Here is a 14,872-nt window from a genome sequence, read left to right as displayed (position 1 = left end):
ACATTTTGCTTAACACACTGGGGTTTCATTAGGAGTTTCACGATGGAAATGCTGAAGTTTGGTAAATTTGCTGCGCTGGCCCTGGCCATGGCCGTAGCTGTAGGTTGCTCCTCTAAGGGCGGTGACAACGCAGGCGAAGGCGCTGCTGTAGACCCTAACGCTGGCTACGGTGCCAACACTGGCGCTGTTGACGGCTCCCTGAGCGAAGAAGCCGCTCTGCGCGCAATCACCACCTTCTACTTCGAATACGACAGCTCGGACCTGAAGCCAGAAGCCATGCGCGCTCTGGACGTTCACGCCAAGGACCTGAAAGCCAACGGCAACCGTGTTGTTCTGGAAGGTAACACCGACGAGCGCGGCACCCGCGAGTACAACATGGCTCTGGGTGAGCGTCGTGCCAAGGCCGTTCAGCGCTACCTGGTTCTGCAGGGCGTTTCCCCTGCTCAGCTGGAACTGGTTTCCTACGGCGAAGAGCGTCCAGTTGCTACCGGCAACGACGAGCAGTCCTGGGCTCAGAACCGTCGCGTAGAACTGCGTAAGTAAGTTCTTATGCGTATGTGCCGCCGTGTAGTAACCGTCCTCGCACTCAGCCTGCCGCTTGCGGCCTGGGCTGAGGTCCCTGTAGTAGATGACAACGCAGGCAGCTATCCGCCTGTGGGTTATGGCACGAGCGGCGCCTATGCCGGGTCAGGGGCTTCGGCCCCTGCCTCTGCACAGGGCCAGCTGTTCATGCAGCTGCAACAGATGCAGGATCAGCTTTCCCGCCAGCAAGGCATCATCGAAGAGCTGCAAAACGATGTGTCGCGCATGAAGCAGGAAAACCTGGAGCGTTACCAGGACCTGGACCGTCGCATCAACAGTGGCGCTGCGCCTGCCGCAACCCCTGACAATTCCTCCGGTGGTGGTGCGTCCAATGCCGCCCCCGATGCCGCAGCAGGTGCTGCTGCGCAACAACCGGCCGGCAGTAGCCAGCCCGGTGATCCGGCGAAAGAGAAGCTCTACTACGACGCTGCTTTCGACCTGATCAAACAGAAAGACTTCGACAAGGCCAGCCAGGCGTTCAACGCCTTCCTGCGCAAGTACCCCAACAGCCAGTACGCCGGTAATGCCCAATACTGGTTGGGTGAAGTGAACCTGGCCAAGGGCGACCTGCAAGGCGCCAGCCAGGCCTTTGCCCAGGTCAGCCAGAAGTACCCGAAGCACAGCAAGGTGCCTGATTCGCTGTACAAACTGGCTGATGTCGAGCGCCGTATGGGTCATACCGACAAGGTGAAGGGCATCCTGCAGCAGGTCATCACCCAGTACCCGGGCACCTCTGCTGCTCAACTGGCCCAGCGTGACCTGCAGAAGCTCTAGGCGTCCCCGCTGTACCGCTCGAAAGAAACCCGCGCCAGTCGCGGGTTTTTTCGTTAGAATCACTGCCCTTTTTTCTTAAACACGCTGCTGCGGATAACGCTATGTCGAGTCCGCAACAGTGCCTGACGGAGGCGGACAGCCTGTTTAGCTGTCACGCCCGTGGCGAGCATGCAAGACACATTACGCATCACCGAAGTCTTTTACTCTTTGCAGGGTGAGACGCGAACGGCCGGGCTGCCCACGGTTTTTGTGCGCCTCACCGGTTGCCCCCTGCGTTGCCAGTACTGCGACAGTGCCTATGCCTTTAGTGGCGGTACCGTGCGCACCCTTGATTCGATCCTTGAGCAGGTGGCCGGCTTCAAGCCGCGCTACGTCTGTGTCACCGGTGGCGAACCACTGGCGCAGCCCAACGCCTTGCCGTTGCTGCAGCGGCTGTGTGACGCCGGTTACGAGGTGTCGCTGGAGACCAGCGGTGCGCTGGATATTGCCGGCACCGACACCCGCGTCAGCCGTGTGGTCGACCTGAAAACCCCAGGTTCCGAAGAGTCGCACCGTAATCGCTACGAGAACATCGAGCAGCTGACGCGTAACGACCAGGTAAAGTTCGTCATCTGTTCCCGCGAGGACTATGACTGGGCGGTATCCAAGCTGATTCAGTACAACCTGGCTGAGCGTGCCGGTGAGGTGTTGTTCTCTCCCAGCCATCATCAGGTGAACGCCAGTGACCTGGCTGACTGGATCGTTGCCGACAACTTGCCCGTACGCTTCCAGCTGCAGTTGCACAAGCTGCTGTGGAACGACGAGCCCGGACGTTGATTGAGGAGCACGTATACATGACCGAAAAACGCGCAGTAATCCTGTTGTCCGGTGGCCTGGACTCAGCCACCGTGGTTGCCATGGCCAAAGCCGAAGGCTACAGCTGCTACACCATGAGCTTCGACTACGGGCAGCGTCATCGTGCCGAGCTGAACGCCGCTGCCCGCGTGGCCCGCGACCTGGGTGTGGTCGAGCACAAGGTCATTGGGCTGAACCTCGACGGTATCGGCGGTTCGGCATTGACCGACAGCAGCATCGACGTGCCGGAAGCCCCGGGTGAAGGCATTCCGGTCACTTACGTGCCGGCGCGCAATACTGTGTTCCTTTCGCTGGCCTTGGGTTGGGCAGAAGTACTGGAAGCGCGCGACATCTTCATTGGCGTCAATGCCGTGGATTACTCTGGCTACCCGGATTGCCGACCCGAGTTCGTCGAGGCCTTCGAGCGTATGGCCAACCTGGCGACCAAGGCTGGCGTAGAAGGGCAGGGCTTCCGCATCCAGGCGCCGCTGCAGAACATGAGCAAGGCTCAGATCGTGCAAGCTGGTATGGCTCGTGGTGTGGACTACAGCTTGACCGTTTCCTGCTACCAGGCCGACGATGACGGCCGTGCCTGTGGCAAATGCGACAGCTGCCGCCTGCGCGCCGATGGCTTCAAGGCAGCCGGTATCGAAGACCCGACGCGGTATTTTTGAACAAAGTTTGATGGGGTATTGATTTCTCGTTAGAAATCAGTATTATACGCGCCATCCAACGGGTCGTTAGCTCAGTTGGTAGAGCAGTTGGCTTTTAACCAATTGGTCGTAGGTTCGAATCCTACACGACCCACCATATGCAAAGCGGTTCGTGAGTACTAGGGAGGGAGGCTTGCCTCAGCCAGTTTCTAGTCTTGCAGCCGTCTGAGGCGAACCTTAGGCTCGCTTCGTCGTGATGTAAATATGGAATAGCCCGCCAGTCATGGTGGGCTTTTTCGTGTCTGCCCTAGAAAAGTCAATGAGTTAGCGGGTTTGCGGGCTATCACGGCTATAGGTAACCGCGCGTCCGCATGGTCATAAATCGCACGCAGCCGAAACCATGGCGCCAGTTTCCTAGCACGATGACTTGGGATAGCTCTGCCTTGTTCGTCGAACTACGGGCGGATGGCTCGGCGCTCGCAGTGCTGGTTCAAGGGGAGGTGCGAGCGCTGTTGGGCGTGACTGTTTGACTTGCAGACGTTCGGGGTGCCGGCGTCGTCTTTACGCCTGATGTCATCGATCTGAATAGCAGGGTGGGTGTGAAAAGCTCCTCTGGGGCAACAGGTCGCTGGAACAGCTTGCAGCGCCCCTTACTGCTCGACGCAGCGTTCTTGAGCAAGGAGCTCCACGAAGCGCGCGGCAATTTTTGCCGGTTGTTTGTGTGGACATTAGACAGATGGGAGGGGGCAGGGGAGATGGGGGCGAAGATCAGTCCTTACCACCAGAGGTATCACGAGTGACGCCTTAAAAGTGTAGACAGCTCATCTAAAAGGAATTTTTTACGCTTCTAACCAGGACTGAAAATGATTGGAGTTGGCCAGCTGGGACGAGGCCATCTATCTGGCCATCGTCCCGATAATGCCAGTCAATTATTTTCAGCGATCTGCATAATGGGAAATGGTAAGCGCGGTGGCCAACACGATGTGGATGACTAACAGACTCACCAGCAATCGTCTCATCCTCGGCGGAAAGCGTTTGACTTCATTGAAGTCGATTAAGCCTCTGCGCAAAAAGATTGTCGGTATGGCAAGTACCATAGAGATCAACCCCGTACGCATGACTTTACCAAGCAAGCCTGCATGTTGGAATGTTTTTTTATTGCCAGTCACGAACGTACAATTCGTAAGAAACGACTCAAAGTGTTCAGTGTATCTATGCGCAATATAGCACTGCACGATCATCGCCAGAATCATGGGCGCAAGGATAAATAACGCAATTAATCCAGGGTCAACTTGATTCACTCCGATACCTCACGATATAAAAGATCACCCATCCTCTCGCCTCTCTCGCTCCCGAAGTCACCAAGGATCTTACCGCCTACTGCACCGCCTACCACAGCACAAGCCAGCGCTCCTGGGCCACCAGTACTAATCCCCAGAACGACTGCGCAAATACCAGTTCCTGCCATACCCCCTAGGAACCCCCCTACGCTGCCGCCCCCCAGGCTACCCATCAAAGCTGTGCCTTCAACATATTTGGCGCGGCGGCACTGGTCCTCTCGGCCCATTGTGCAGGCTTTATGAATCGACAAGCCTGTGGCGGCCACATCCAGCGCAGTGCCGATGTACGTGCCTTTCTTAACCAGGTTGGAGGCTCTGGCAACGCCAGACACCTTATCGGCATAGCCGGCGATCTCACCTGTGTGGAGATAGCTGCGGGTCGAGATATTCAATGCTTGTTTGATCTTTCCCTGATTACGTAACCCTGAACCGTACGCGGTCAGGCTCCCCAACTGCTTTTCGAGCTTCATGAACAAAGCGGTGCGCTTGGCATAAAACGCGTCGCGGGCACTCAAGGTGCCAGAGCCGAGGTAATCGCGATGTAATTTCTCGATCTCCTCAAGTGTGTACTTGATATTTTGCAGATGCCTGCTCCAGCCGTCACCGACTGCACCAACTCCCATTGAAGCGTTGGCAAGAACGCTTTGCAGCAAGTCGAAGTGCTCCAGGAAAAAATCATCCGCGTCCACCCCACTAGTAAGCAAGCCAGCGTGCACCTGAGCAGCCTTGGCCATAAGAAAAGCTTCGTGGCTGGTGCAAGAGGGTGTATCGGGGTCGCCGACGATCACCAGCTCACCGCCCAGGACAACGCTGTTGACAATATGCGCATTCAGGATATCGAATTTGCCTCGGGCGTGCCCAGATAGCGGAGTGCTGGCTTTCAAAGACTGGTAGGACTGGGTTCTGGGATTAACGAAGCTTCGTGCCTCACTCATCGGCTTACCTCACGCATACTTCTTATTGTTGATCCGGTCCCAACCTCCCGTCACATTTCCTCCAGCGCTACCGTCAGTTCGTTTCTGTCGTGTATAGGTAGTCTTGATGCGTCCGTAGTTCAACTGAACGACCTCGATAGGAACGCCTGAACTGGCATTCTGCGAGTAGTCGGCAATGATCACTTCTTCCAGGACAATTTCGTAGTACTTGAGCTTGTCTGTGCCTGCCCGGCAAAGCGCGAGCTTCACTTCTTTGAGATGTTCACCCGCACAGCTTGCCTCCAATAGCTTGCAGCTGGCGGAGTCAAGAAACTTGGTGAAGGTGAAATTAGACAGGGTCGTACGCCCTGAAGTCGCACCACCAGCTGAGCTAGCGGTGGCAGATGTGCTTTGGTTGACAGCGAAGTTGTAGCTGTTGATCTCGATCCAGTTGGTGTACTGCTCATCCAGCGCTTCGCCGGCAATGCCCTCGATTTGAATGTAGGCGTCGAAAGCCATGCTTACCTCTCCTTGGTAATGGTTGGGTGAATCCTGATGGGAGAGTATGACACCTGCAGCAACGAAATGTTCCCAGGCACGTATAAACGAAGCCACACCAGTAGCTTCGAGCATGTCGTCCTGATGGATATCCCAGGTAGGCGTTGCTCATGGGGCGTTTAGACGAAGCGGAATGAGGTGGCGAAGATCAGTTCTTGCAACCAAAAACTTCACGAGCGGCGCCTGCAAAATTGCCCGCCATGCTGCGGCCTAAATTTAGTGGAGAGGCTTCATCGGGGGGAGGGGAAGCTCGAGGCTGATCTGCATGTTCAGAGTGATTCGGTGTTGCTCCAGGGCAAACAGGTCCTGCAGCAAGTGGATTGGTGTTTTGGGGGCGTGGACCATCTGAGCCCATACGCCGAGACCCATGCGCCGCTCTTGCACGCTTTGCCAGCGAAGAAAGGTTGTGCCAGCTGCTGTGTTTTGTTCGATGAGCCTGACGGCCAGCAGAGCGAATGGATGTTGGCGAACCTGGGCCAGCACTTCCTGGGTAAGGGTGCGCAGCCCCGCCTCCAGCGATGCGCAATGCTCCGCCAACTGGACCAGCTCCCCCTCACCTTTAAAGGGCTTTAAAAGGCCTTTTAGTGAGGCACTCTGTTGCAGCCCCTGATAGGCACCCTGTTGCAGCGGTTTGAAGGCACCCTGTTGCAGTGCATCCGTTGGTCGGGCGTCCGATCGCATGGGTGTGAAAAGCTCCTCTGGGGCAACAGGTCGCTGGAACAGCTTGCAGCGCCCCTTACTGCTCGACGCAGCGTTCTTGAGCAAGGAGCTCCACGACGCGCGCGGCAATAAGGAATTTTGTACCTTTCTAACCAGGACTGAAGATGATTGGAGTTGGCCAGCTGGGACGAGGCCATCTATCTGGCCATCGTCCCGATAATGCCAGTCAATTATTTTTCAACGATCTGCATAATGGGAAATGGTAAGCGCAATGAGCAGCACGATTTGGATGGCTAACATGCTCACCAATAATCGTTTCATGTTGGGCGGGAAACGTTTAACTTCATTTAAGTCAATTAAGCCTCTGCGCAAAAAGATTGTCGGTATGGCAAGTACCATAGAGATCAATCCCGTACGCATGACTTTACCAAGCAAGCCTGCATGTTGGAATGTTTTTTTATTGCCAGTCACGAACTTACAATTTGTGAGAAACGACTCAAAGTCTTCAGTGTATCTATGCGCAATATAGCACTGCACGATCATCGCCAGATTCATGGGCACAAGGATAAACAACGCAATTAATCCAGGGTCAACTTGATTCACTCCGATACCTCACGATATAAAAAATCACCCACCTTCTCGCCTCTCTCGCTCCCGAAGTCACCGGCGATTTTTCCGCCTACTGTACCGCCTACCACAGCACAAATCAGCGCTCCTGGGCCGGCTGTACTAAACCCCAGAACGACTACACAAGCACCGCCCCCCTACCATACCCCCGAAGCTGCCGCCTCCCAGGGCACCTATCATAAAAACTCAGTCAGTGCAGTATATCTACAAGGGGCTTTGCCTACTTATAACTGGGACTGAAGGTGATTGGAGTTGGCCAGCTGGGACTGGGCTATCTATCTGGCCATCGTAACGATTAAGCTAATGTCACTCAGCTAAGCTTCAACTATATACATAATGGAAAATGGTTAGTGCGATTAGCAGCATGATTTGGATTGTTAGCAGGCTCACCAATAACCGCTTCATGTTGGGCGGGAAACGTTTAACTTCATTTAAGTCAATTAAGTTTCTACGCAAAAAAATTGTCGGCATCGCCAGCACCAGAGAGATCGATCCCGTGCGCATGACTTTGCCCAGTAAGCCTGCATGCTGGAATATTTTCTTATTTCCGGTCACGTACGTACAATTCGGAAGAAACGATTCAAAGTGCTCAGTATATTTGTGTGCGATGTAACAAAGCCCGATCATAGACAGAGTTATGGGGGCAAGTATCAATAGCGCAATCCATCCAGGGTCAACTGCATTCACTCTGAAACCTCACTATATAATAAATCACCCCATCATCTCGCCTCCCCAGCTTCCGATGTCTCCGAATATTTTACCGCCTACTGCACCGCCTACCACAGCACAAACCAGCGCTCCAGGGCCGCCTGTACTAAATCCCAGAACGACTACACAAGCACCACCCCCTGCCATACCTCCCGCATACCCTCCGAGGCTGCCGCCTCCCAGGCCACCTATCAACGCCGAGCTTTCAACATATTTGGCGCGGCGGCACTGCTCTTCCCGGCCCATTGTGCAGGCTTTATGAATCGACAAGCCTGTGGCGGCCACATCCAGCGCAGTACCGATATACGTGCCTTTCTTGACCAGATTCGACGCTTTGGCAACACCAGATACCTTGTCGGCATAGCCGGCGATCTCGCCTGTATGGAGGTAGCTGCGGGTCGAGATGCCCAATGCCTGCTTGACCTTCCCTTGGTTACGTGCCTCGCTCATCGTCTTAGCTCACGCGCAAGTCATCGGGGCTCGGCTGAGAAACGTTTTGAGCCTGGGGTTGATTGGTCGGACGCTGACCGCCGCCGCCAGACAGAGATACTTGCTCGATGCGATGTGGAAGTTTCGTTTGAGCTACGGGTTTCGGAAAAAGGGCGCAGAGCGCCCACACATCACTCGGCCCATTCCGGGTCGCCAGTGAACACCACCGTCAGCCAACGGTCCGGCCCTTCACCGCCCACCGCGTCACCAATTTCGTTACGCCACGCATCCCATTCATCAATGGTCTTGGCCGCCATGGCCTTGGGCACGATGAAATACAGCTCAATTTCCCTCGAGCGCCCGACCTTGGCGACATAGGCGCGGTAAGACTGCAGGCCGTGGCGGGCGACGAAGGCCTTGGCCACTTCATCCACGTGCAGTTTGAGGTCGCCGGGGGTGACCAGGAAGATTTCAGACAGCGCCTGACGCACCACCGACATCGGCAACGGCACGATCACCAGGCACACCAGCGCCAGCACCGCCGGGTCGATGTACGGTGATACCCATTCCAGCGAAGTGCCCTGTACTGCATAGCCAAAGCAGAAGGCGATCAGCAGCGCGGCAGTGATGCTGGCTGACATCACCCAGCCCTTGACGTCCATGCGCACGAAGTCTGACTTCAGTTTGCGGTTGGCGCGTGCCTCGACGACGGCGATGCTCACGCAGGTGATCACCGTCAGCATTGCGTAGACCATGGCAATGCCGAACTCCAGGTGGCGCCCGCCTTGCAGCAGGCTGCTGACGGCGTTGATCAGCGCGTAGATGGCCACGCCGCTGAGCAGGACGCCGTTGAGTGCCAGTACCATGGGCTCCAGGTGCCAGAAACCCATGGTGAAGCGTTCGCGCAGCTTGCGCGACATCTGCACGCTGGTGGTGTGCGAAGTGATCAGCTTGACCACCACAAGCGACAGCCCGCTCATGCTGGCATCCACCAGCGAGTAGACGCCGTCGAAGATGATGGAGAACGAGCCGGAGGCCAGGCCGAAGGCGATGCCGATGGTGGCAATGAACAGGGTGGCGGCGATCGAGGTGCGTAAAAGCCCTTGTTCGCTGGTGATGTCGAAGAAGGTGGATCGGGTTGCGGTTTGCATGAGTAGTGCTCAGTAAAAACGACGATGCTGTTGTGTCTGCAAGGGCCTCTTCGCGGGTAAGCCCGCTCCCACAGGGTCTGCACCAGCCTCGAAAGCCACTACGCCCCTGTGGGAGCGGGCTTGCCCGCGAAGAGGCCCTTGCAGGTCAGACGCGAAACTGCTCCATCAGCGCCTGCTGCTGGTTGGCCAGCCGGTTCAATGCCTGGCTGATACGTGCTGATTCGTCGGCCTGGCCAGCCAGTGACTCTGTTACATCGCGGATGCCGGCCACGTTGCGGTTCACTTCCTCAGCCACCGCGCTCTGCTCTTCCGCTGCCGAGGCAATTTGCAGGTTCATGTCACTGATGACCGCCACCGCCTCGCCAATGCGCTGCAGTGCTGGCAATGCCTGTTCCATGCGTGCGGCGCTGTCCTGGGCCTGGCGTTGGCCTGCATGCATGGCTCCGACCACGTCTTGGGTGCCTTGCTGAAGGCCTTCGATGACCTGGCGAATTTCCTCCACCGAAACCTGCGTGCGCTGGGCCAGGCCGCGCACCTCATCGGCAACCACGGCGAAGCCACGCCCGGCTTCGCCTGCGCGGGCCGCTTCGATGGCGGCATTCAGTGCCAGCAGGTTGGTTTGCTCGGCAATGGTGCGGATCACTTCAAGCACCGAGCCGATTTGTCCGCTGCGGTCTTCCAGTGCGCGCGCCTCGTCCATGGCAGTGTTCATGCCTGCGGCCAGGCGGTCGATGCCCTGGCGCGTGCTGTCGACCAATTGCAAGCCTTCCTGGCTGGCTTGATCCGCAGCACGTGCGGCCTGGGCCGCCTGCGAGGCGTTGTGGGCGACATCCAGGGCCGTGGCGCTCATTTCGTTGGCCGCTGTGGCCACCTGTTCGATTTCGCGATGCTGTTGCTGCATACCGTTGCTGGTCTGGCTGGCGATGGCCGCCGATTGGTCGGCGGTGTCGCGTGCCTCCTGCAGCGACCCTTTGACCTGGGCGATAATCGGTTGCAACTTGTCGAGGAAGCGGTTGAACCAGTTGGTGAGCTGGCCCAATTCATCCTGGCGGGCGTAGTCCAGGCGGCGAGTAAGGTCGCCTTCGCCACTGGCAATGTCTTCCAGGCGCGCAGCCACGGCCAGGATTGGCCGGCTAACGCCGCGAGCGGTCAGCCACACCAGCAGCAAACCCGCGATTGCCGTGCCAATGCCTATCAGCAGGCTGGTGAGGTTGGCGTTCTGGTTATGGGCATCAAGGCGCTGGTTGAGGGCGACGGCAGGGGCCTGCAGCACGCTTTCCGGCAGCTCCAGCAGAACCTGCCACGGGGCTGTGTCAGGGATTGGCGTGAAGGGGTGGGCCACCCGCAGCAGGCCGTCGGGTACTGCCTTGTCCATGGGCTTGCCGAGCGCGCTGTCGTCGCGACTGTTGCCCGCCAGCAGACCGGCGGCGGTAGCGATGCTCACCTGGCCCTGGCCGTCGAACAGATCGCGGCGGCCGTCCACGCTCAGTTGCTGCAGATTGGCCAGGCCGATGTCCAGGCCGACCACGCCGACTACCTTGCCGTGTTCCAGCAATGGCAGGGCGATGCTGGTCATCAGCACCTGACGGCCGTTGACCTCGTCGAGGTACGGTTCGAGCATGCAGGTTCTGGCGGTGTCCTGCGGACAGGTCAGCCAGCGGTTTTTTGCCGCGCCGTTGCTGCCAATGCTGTTGTCACCGAGCATCGTTTCCGGCATGGCTTCAAGTTCCAGGGTGCCGGGACTGGGTTGTGACCAGTACAGCGAGAAACGCCCGCTCTCATTGCTGCCCATGGCGTCCTGGCCGAGGTACTGGCTGTCCTGTTGGTCCAGGGCATTGGGCTGGAACACCAGGTACAGGCCGATCACGTCCGGGTTGCCGGCCAGGCTGGCACGCGCCTGGCGGGTCAGTTCGGCGCGCAGGTCGCTACCACCCCGGGCCTTCAGCACTTGCACCAGGCGGGCAAAGCCATTGCCGTACTGGTAGGCATCCATGAAGTAGCGCTGGATACGCAAGGCCTGGGTTTCGGCTTGGGCCTGCAGGCGCTGGCGGGCGCTGTTTTCAAGCATGGCGGTGTTGGCCTGGTTGACCAGGGCAGCGCTGCGGTGCGCCTGGGTCAGCGAGGTGGCTACCAGCAAGGCGACAATGGCCAGCAGGCACAGCCCGGCGAGCAGGGTGATCTTCCATTGGATGGATAGGCGACGCAGCGGCATGAGGCTTTCCTTATCGATCAAGTGCAACGCCCGCGGTCAGGCGCGGGCGTTGTGGTCAGCAGGGGTCATTCGGCGACATAGTTGGGCGGTGCCGAGCGGAAGGCTTTGGTCAGCCAGCCCAGGTAGATCAGCCCGAGCGCAGCCCAGATGCCGCCGAACATCAGCGAATGTGCGTTCAGGTCCAGCCATAGCGAGACGATGATGCAGAAGCCGATGGTAGGCAGTACCAGGTACTTCAACTGGTTGCTCAGGCCTTTGCGATTGCCTTCACGCAGGTAGCAGTGGTTGATCACCGACAGGTTGACGAAGCTGAACGCAACCAGGGCGCCGAAGTTGATGATCGAGGTGGCAGTCACCAGGTCGAAGAAGATCGCCGACAGCGAAATGACGCCGACCACGGCAATGTTCAGCACGGGTGTCTTGTAACGCGAATGCAGGCGGGCGAAGACGCTGGCCGGGATCACGTTGTCGCGGCCCATTACATACAGCAGGCGCGACACGCTGGTTTGCGAGGCCAGGCCCGAGGCGATGGTGTTGATCACGGTGCAGGCGATGAAGATCGACTGGAATAGCTTGCCGCCAACGTACAGGGCGATTTCCGGCAGGGCCGCTTCCTGGTCGTGGAAACGGGCCATGGTCGGGAAGTAGGCCTGGATGAAATACGACACAGTGATGAACACCACGCCACCGATCAATGCGGTGAGGAAGATCGCCCGGGGGATGGTCTTGGCCGGATCGCGAGTTTCCTCGGACAGGCAGGTGACCGCGTCAAAGCCCAGGAACGAGAAGCACAGGATGGTCGCACCGGCGGCCAGGGCGCTGAACTGGGTCTGGCTGTCGGCGAACGGTATCAGGCTCCAGGTGGTACCCAGCCCTTCACCATGGTCCAGGCCGCGCACGCACAGGTAAATGAATACGGCGATGATCGCCACCTGCACACCCACGAACAGCAGGTTGAAGTGCGCCACCAGGTTCACGCTGCGCATGTTGATCAGGCTGATCAGGGTGACGAAGCCGGCCACCCACATCCACTCCGGCACTTCCGGGAACATGGCTGAGAGGTAAAGCTTGGCCAGCAGTGCGTTGACCATTGGCAGCAGCAGGTAGTCCAGTAGTGAAGACCAGCCCACCAGGAAGCCCACGTGCGGGTTGATTGCGCGTTGGGTGTAGGTGTAGGCCGAGCCCGACTGCGGAAAGCGCTTTACCAGGGTGCCGTAGCTCACGGCGGTGAACAGGATGCCGGCCAGCGCCAGAATATAGGCGCTGGGTACGTGGCCGGCGGTAATCCCGCTGACGATGCCGAAGGTGTCGAACACGGTCATCGGGGTCAGGTAGGCCAGGCCGATGATGATCACGTGCCAGAGGCGCAGGGTTTTGCGGAGTTGGCCGTGGCCGGAAGCGCTCTGGTCAGGCTGCATGCTGGCATGGCTCCTGCTGCTGGGCGTAAACGACGGGCACGGTGTATTGCGCATGCGGCAAGGGCGAGCGGGTGGGCTCCATGTTGTTCACCTTTTATGTTGGAGCGGCGGGAGGCGCGGGGGAGCGCGCAAAGTGGTGAAAATAAAAAACGATGGATAGGTGAGTGTCAAGTTAAACATGACAAGATGTTGCTGAATTGAAATATTTATCGATTAAATCCGGGTTTTGTTCGGTTTTTGCGCGTTTATTTGCGATTGTGATCAATTGGCGTGTTCGTAAAAATTAACGAATCCTGTGCTTGCCTTGTCTCGGTGTCAGACGTGTCCGAAAAATGGCATTTCTCGACCTGAGCCAGCACTCGGCCCAATCGGGGGTGGTACTCTTCGTTTTCTGCGTGGCCACTGGCCGCCTTCGAAGCCCTTACGGACAGCAATCGGTTCTATTCATGAAGAAAACAGTTGGCATCCTTTCCGGCCTGGCTATCGCCATTGCCGTCGCAACTACCGCAGGCGCCTGGTACACCGGCAAGCAGCTGCCGGCAGAGCTGGACAACGCGCTTGCCCGCAGTAACGCCGAACTCAGAAAGGCCCTGGTCAGCACCGGCGGTAGCATGAGCATCGAGCGCGTGTCGCTGGAGCAGCACCTCTTCAGCAGTACTGCCCAGTACCGGCTCAAGGCTCGCGACATCAACGTGGGTGAGGGTGAAGTGATCAATTTTGACGTGGGCGTGACCGACCAGATCGAGCACGGCCCGTTTCCCTGGTCCAGGGTCAGGGCGCTGAAGCTGATGCCGGTAATGGCGGTCAGCAACAGCACGCTGCAGAAGGATGAGGCCGTCGCGCCATGGTTCGCTGCTGCGGGTGGCAAGGCCCCGATCAGTGCGCAGACCAGCCTGGGTTACAGCGGCAGTGTGGTCAGCCAGGTTCAGCTGGCGCCGCTCAGGCTTGATGAAGCGGACGGCAACAGCCTGGATTTCTCGGGCATGCAGTTCGAAGCCAGCGGGGACAAGGAAGGCAAGGCCTCGACGTTCCACGGCCAGGCCGACAGTCTCGTGATTAAACGGGTGCAAGACGACCAGCCGCCGGCCACGTTCGAGCTCAAAGGGCTGAAGTTTGGCGGTAACCTTGCAGCCACCGCGCACGATGCCATCTATGTGGGTAACGTCGATCTGGCGTTGGCCGAAACCAAGGTCACACTTGGGCCGAAACAGCAGGTGCTGCTGATCAAGGGGTTGGAGCAGAAGGCCTTGCAAACCCTCGAGGGCACGGACACCGTGGGTGGCCGCGCGGAGTACAAGGTCGGCGACATCAGCTGGGATGGCCGCGCGGTAGGCAAGGCACAGATGGCGGTGAGCGTGACCTCGGTCAACGCCCCGGCGCTGCAGGCCTTGTCGAAGTGGTACCAGTCGCACTTGCCTGAGTTCGAGGCCGCCAGTGCTGCGGGTCAGCCGGTGCCGCAGATCCAGATGGACGATGCCGAGAAAGCCAAATTCCAGGGTGACCTGCACAAGCTGCTGGCTGCCAAGCCCAGGGTGGCGCTGGAAAATCTCTCGTTCAAGACTGCCAATGGCGAGAGTCGCTTCAACCTGTCCATGGACTTTGCGGCACCCGCCAGCTTCGACCTGCCGCCGGATCAGCTGGGCAAGCAGCTGGTTACCGAGGTGAAGAGCCAGCTGTCGCTGTCCAAGCCGATGATCGGTGACCTGGCGACCTTGCAGGCCTTGCTGGATGGCCAGACCGATGCCCAAGCCATTGCCATGCAGTCGAGCCAGGCGGGGGAGATGGTCGGCATGATGGCGCTGCAGAGCGGCATGGCCACCGTGCAGGGCGATGATGTGGTCAGCAGCCTGCACTATGCCGAGGGCATGGTCGATTTCAATGGCCGAAAAATGACCGTGGAAGAATTCGCCATGTTCATGGCGGCGCATCTGGCAGCCCTGTCGCCGCAGGGGTGATGGTTTCTCCTGTTGCGGCCTCTTCGCGGGTAAACCCGCTCCTACAAGGATTTCACT

12 protein-coding genes, 1 tRNA gene and 3 pseudogenes are annotated in these 14,872 nt (G+C 58.3%); 6 read left to right on the top strand and 10 right to left on the bottom strand.

The features are described from left to right. The first annotated feature begins 42 nt into the window (after positions 1-42). The 5 genes from pal to ACF8EA_RS03530 all read left to right on the top strand — a co-directional run bounded on the left by pal (position 43) and on the right by ACF8EA_RS03530 (position 3,000). On the top strand, positions 43-543 hold the full coding sequence (gene pal / locus ACF8EA_RS03550) for a peptidoglycan-associated lipoprotein Pal (RefSeq protein WP_003254755.1): 501 nt from the start codon (positions 43-45) through the stop codon (positions 541-543). Between the two features lie 6 nt (positions 544-549). After that, complete coding sequence (gene ybgF / locus ACF8EA_RS03545; protein ID WP_028698156.1) at positions 550-1,356, top strand: tol-pal system protein YbgF; 807 nt, start codon at positions 550-552, stop codon at positions 1,354-1,356. A gap of 168 nt (positions 1,357-1,524) precedes the next feature. Continuing rightward, complete coding sequence (gene queE, locus ACF8EA_RS03540; RefSeq protein WP_003254753.1) at positions 1,525-2,172, top strand: 7-carboxy-7-deazaguanine synthase QueE; 648 nt, start codon at positions 1,525-1,527, stop codon at positions 2,170-2,172. Between the two features lie 17 nt (positions 2,173-2,189). Next, a complete protein-coding gene (queC, locus tag ACF8EA_RS03535) occupies positions 2,190-2,864 on the top strand; it encodes a 7-cyano-7-deazaguanine synthase QueC (protein WP_010952369.1) in 675 nt (224 codons plus the stop codon). A 60-nt stretch (positions 2,865-2,924) separates the two neighbouring features. Beyond that, positions 2,925-3,000: transfer RNA gene (locus ACF8EA_RS03530), tRNA-Lys, on the top strand. Positions 3,001-3,778: 778 nt separating this feature from the next. Here ACF8EA_RS03530 and ACF8EA_RS03525 read toward each other — a convergent pair. The 10 genes and pseudogenes from ACF8EA_RS03525 to ACF8EA_RS03480 form a co-directional block, all read right to left on the bottom strand. Next, positions 3,779-4,144, bottom strand: coding sequence for a hypothetical protein (locus ACF8EA_RS03525; RefSeq protein WP_274102151.1), 366 nt, complete (start codon positions 4,142-4,144; stop codon positions 3,779-3,781). Continuing rightward, complete coding sequence (locus ACF8EA_RS03520; RefSeq protein WP_392521124.1) at positions 4,141-5,118, bottom strand: hypothetical protein; 978 nt, start codon at positions 5,116-5,118, stop codon at positions 4,141-4,143. The genes ACF8EA_RS03525 and ACF8EA_RS03520 overlap by 4 nt, the downstream gene beginning before the upstream one ends. A 9-nt stretch (positions 5,119-5,127) precedes the next feature. Then, on the bottom strand, positions 5,128-5,616 hold the full coding sequence (locus tag ACF8EA_RS03515) for a type VI secretion system tube protein Hcp (RefSeq protein WP_054913897.1): 489 nt from the start codon (positions 5,614-5,616) through the stop codon (positions 5,128-5,130). 255 nt (positions 5,617-5,871) lie between these two features. Next, positions 5,872-6,336 carry a DUF3158 family protein gene (locus ACF8EA_RS03510; RefSeq protein WP_392521139.1) on the bottom strand — a complete coding sequence of 155 codons (465 nt, stop codon included), beginning with the start codon at positions 6,334-6,336 and terminating at the stop codon, positions 5,872-5,874. A gap of 216 nt (positions 6,337-6,552) precedes the next feature. Continuing rightward, positions 6,553-6,918: a hypothetical protein gene (locus ACF8EA_RS03505; RefSeq protein WP_392521123.1), complete on the bottom strand. Its 366-nt coding sequence runs from the start codon at positions 6,916-6,918 to the stop codon at positions 6,553-6,555. 707 nt (positions 6,919-7,625) lie between these two features. Further along, positions 7,626-8,097: pseudogene (locus ACF8EA_RS03500) on the bottom strand (hypothetical protein); the annotation flags it as partial. 173 nt (positions 8,098-8,270) lie between these two features. Beyond that, on the bottom strand, positions 8,271-9,230 hold the full coding sequence (locus ACF8EA_RS03495) for a cation diffusion facilitator family transporter (RefSeq protein WP_392521122.1): 960 nt from the start codon (positions 9,228-9,230) through the stop codon (positions 8,271-8,273). A 145-nt stretch (positions 9,231-9,375) separates the two neighbouring features. Further along, a pseudogene (gene mcpU / locus ACF8EA_RS03490) lies at positions 9,376-9,918 on the bottom strand (methyl-accepting chemotaxis protein McpU); the annotation flags it as partial. 315 nt (positions 9,919-10,233) lie between these two features. Beyond that, positions 10,234-11,223, bottom strand: a pseudogene (gene mcpU, locus ACF8EA_RS03485) (methyl-accepting chemotaxis protein McpU); the annotation flags it as partial. A gap of 284 nt (positions 11,224-11,507) precedes the next feature. After that, the gene (locus tag ACF8EA_RS03480) at positions 11,508-12,860 is read right to left on the bottom strand and encodes an APC family permease (protein ID WP_101196312.1); all 1,353 of its coding nucleotides are present in this window, start codon (positions 12,858-12,860) and stop codon (positions 11,508-11,510) included. A gap of 446 nt (positions 12,861-13,306) precedes the next feature. Here ACF8EA_RS03480 and ACF8EA_RS03475 point away from each other — a divergent pair, with 446 nt between their 5' ends. Further along, the gene (locus ACF8EA_RS03475; protein WP_101196313.1) at positions 13,307-14,815 is read left to right on the top strand and encodes a YdgA family protein; all 1,509 of its coding nucleotides are present in this window, start codon (positions 13,307-13,309) and stop codon (positions 14,813-14,815) included. The last annotated feature ends 57 nt before the right edge of the window (positions 14,816-14,872 follow it).

Origin of the sequence: Pseudomonas sp. YQ_5 (genome assembly GCF_043103305.1) — a bacterium.
In the GTDB taxonomy this organism is placed as follows: domain Bacteria; phylum Pseudomonadota; class Gammaproteobacteria; order Pseudomonadales; family Pseudomonadaceae; genus Aquipseudomonas; species Aquipseudomonas putida_Y.
This window is presented reverse-complemented; position numbering and strand designations above follow the sequence as displayed.

What these genes read in the sequence shown, in the direction of transcription:
- pal (WP_003254755.1), top strand. Translation starts at nt 43, where the DNA reads ATGGAAATGCTGAAGTTTGGTAAATTTGCTGCGCTGGCCCTGGCCATG.
- ybgF (WP_028698156.1), top strand. Translation starts at nt 550, where the DNA reads ATGCGTATGTGCCGCCGTGTAGTAACCGTCCTCGCACTCAGCCTGCCG.
- queE (WP_003254753.1), top strand. Translation starts at nt 1,525, where the DNA reads ATGCAAGACACATTACGCATCACCGAAGTCTTTTACTCTTTGCAGGGT.
- queC (WP_010952369.1), top strand. Translation starts at nt 2,190, where the DNA reads ATGACCGAAAAACGCGCAGTAATCCTGTTGTCCGGTGGCCTGGACTCA.
- ACF8EA_RS03520 (WP_392521124.1), bottom strand. Translation starts at nt 5,118, where the DNA reads ATGAGTGAGGCACGAAGCTTCGTTAATCCCAGAACCCAGTCCTACCAG.
- ACF8EA_RS03515 (WP_054913897.1), bottom strand. Translation starts at nt 5,616, where the DNA reads ATGGCTTTCGACGCCTACATTCAAATCGAGGGCATTGCCGGCGAAGCG.
- ACF8EA_RS03510 (WP_392521139.1), bottom strand. Translation starts at nt 6,336, where the DNA reads ATGCGATCGGACGCCCGACCAACGGATGCACTGCAACAGGGTGCCTTC.
- ACF8EA_RS03495 (WP_392521122.1), bottom strand. Translation starts at nt 9,230, where the DNA reads ATGCAAACCGCAACCCGATCCACCTTCTTCGACATCACCAGCGAACAA.
- ACF8EA_RS03480 (WP_101196312.1), bottom strand. Translation starts at nt 12,860, where the DNA reads ATGCAGCCTGACCAGAGCGCTTCCGGCCACGGCCAACTCCGCAAAACC.
- ACF8EA_RS03475 (WP_101196313.1), top strand. Translation starts at nt 13,307, where the DNA reads ATGAAGAAAACAGTTGGCATCCTTTCCGGCCTGGCTATCGCCATTGCC.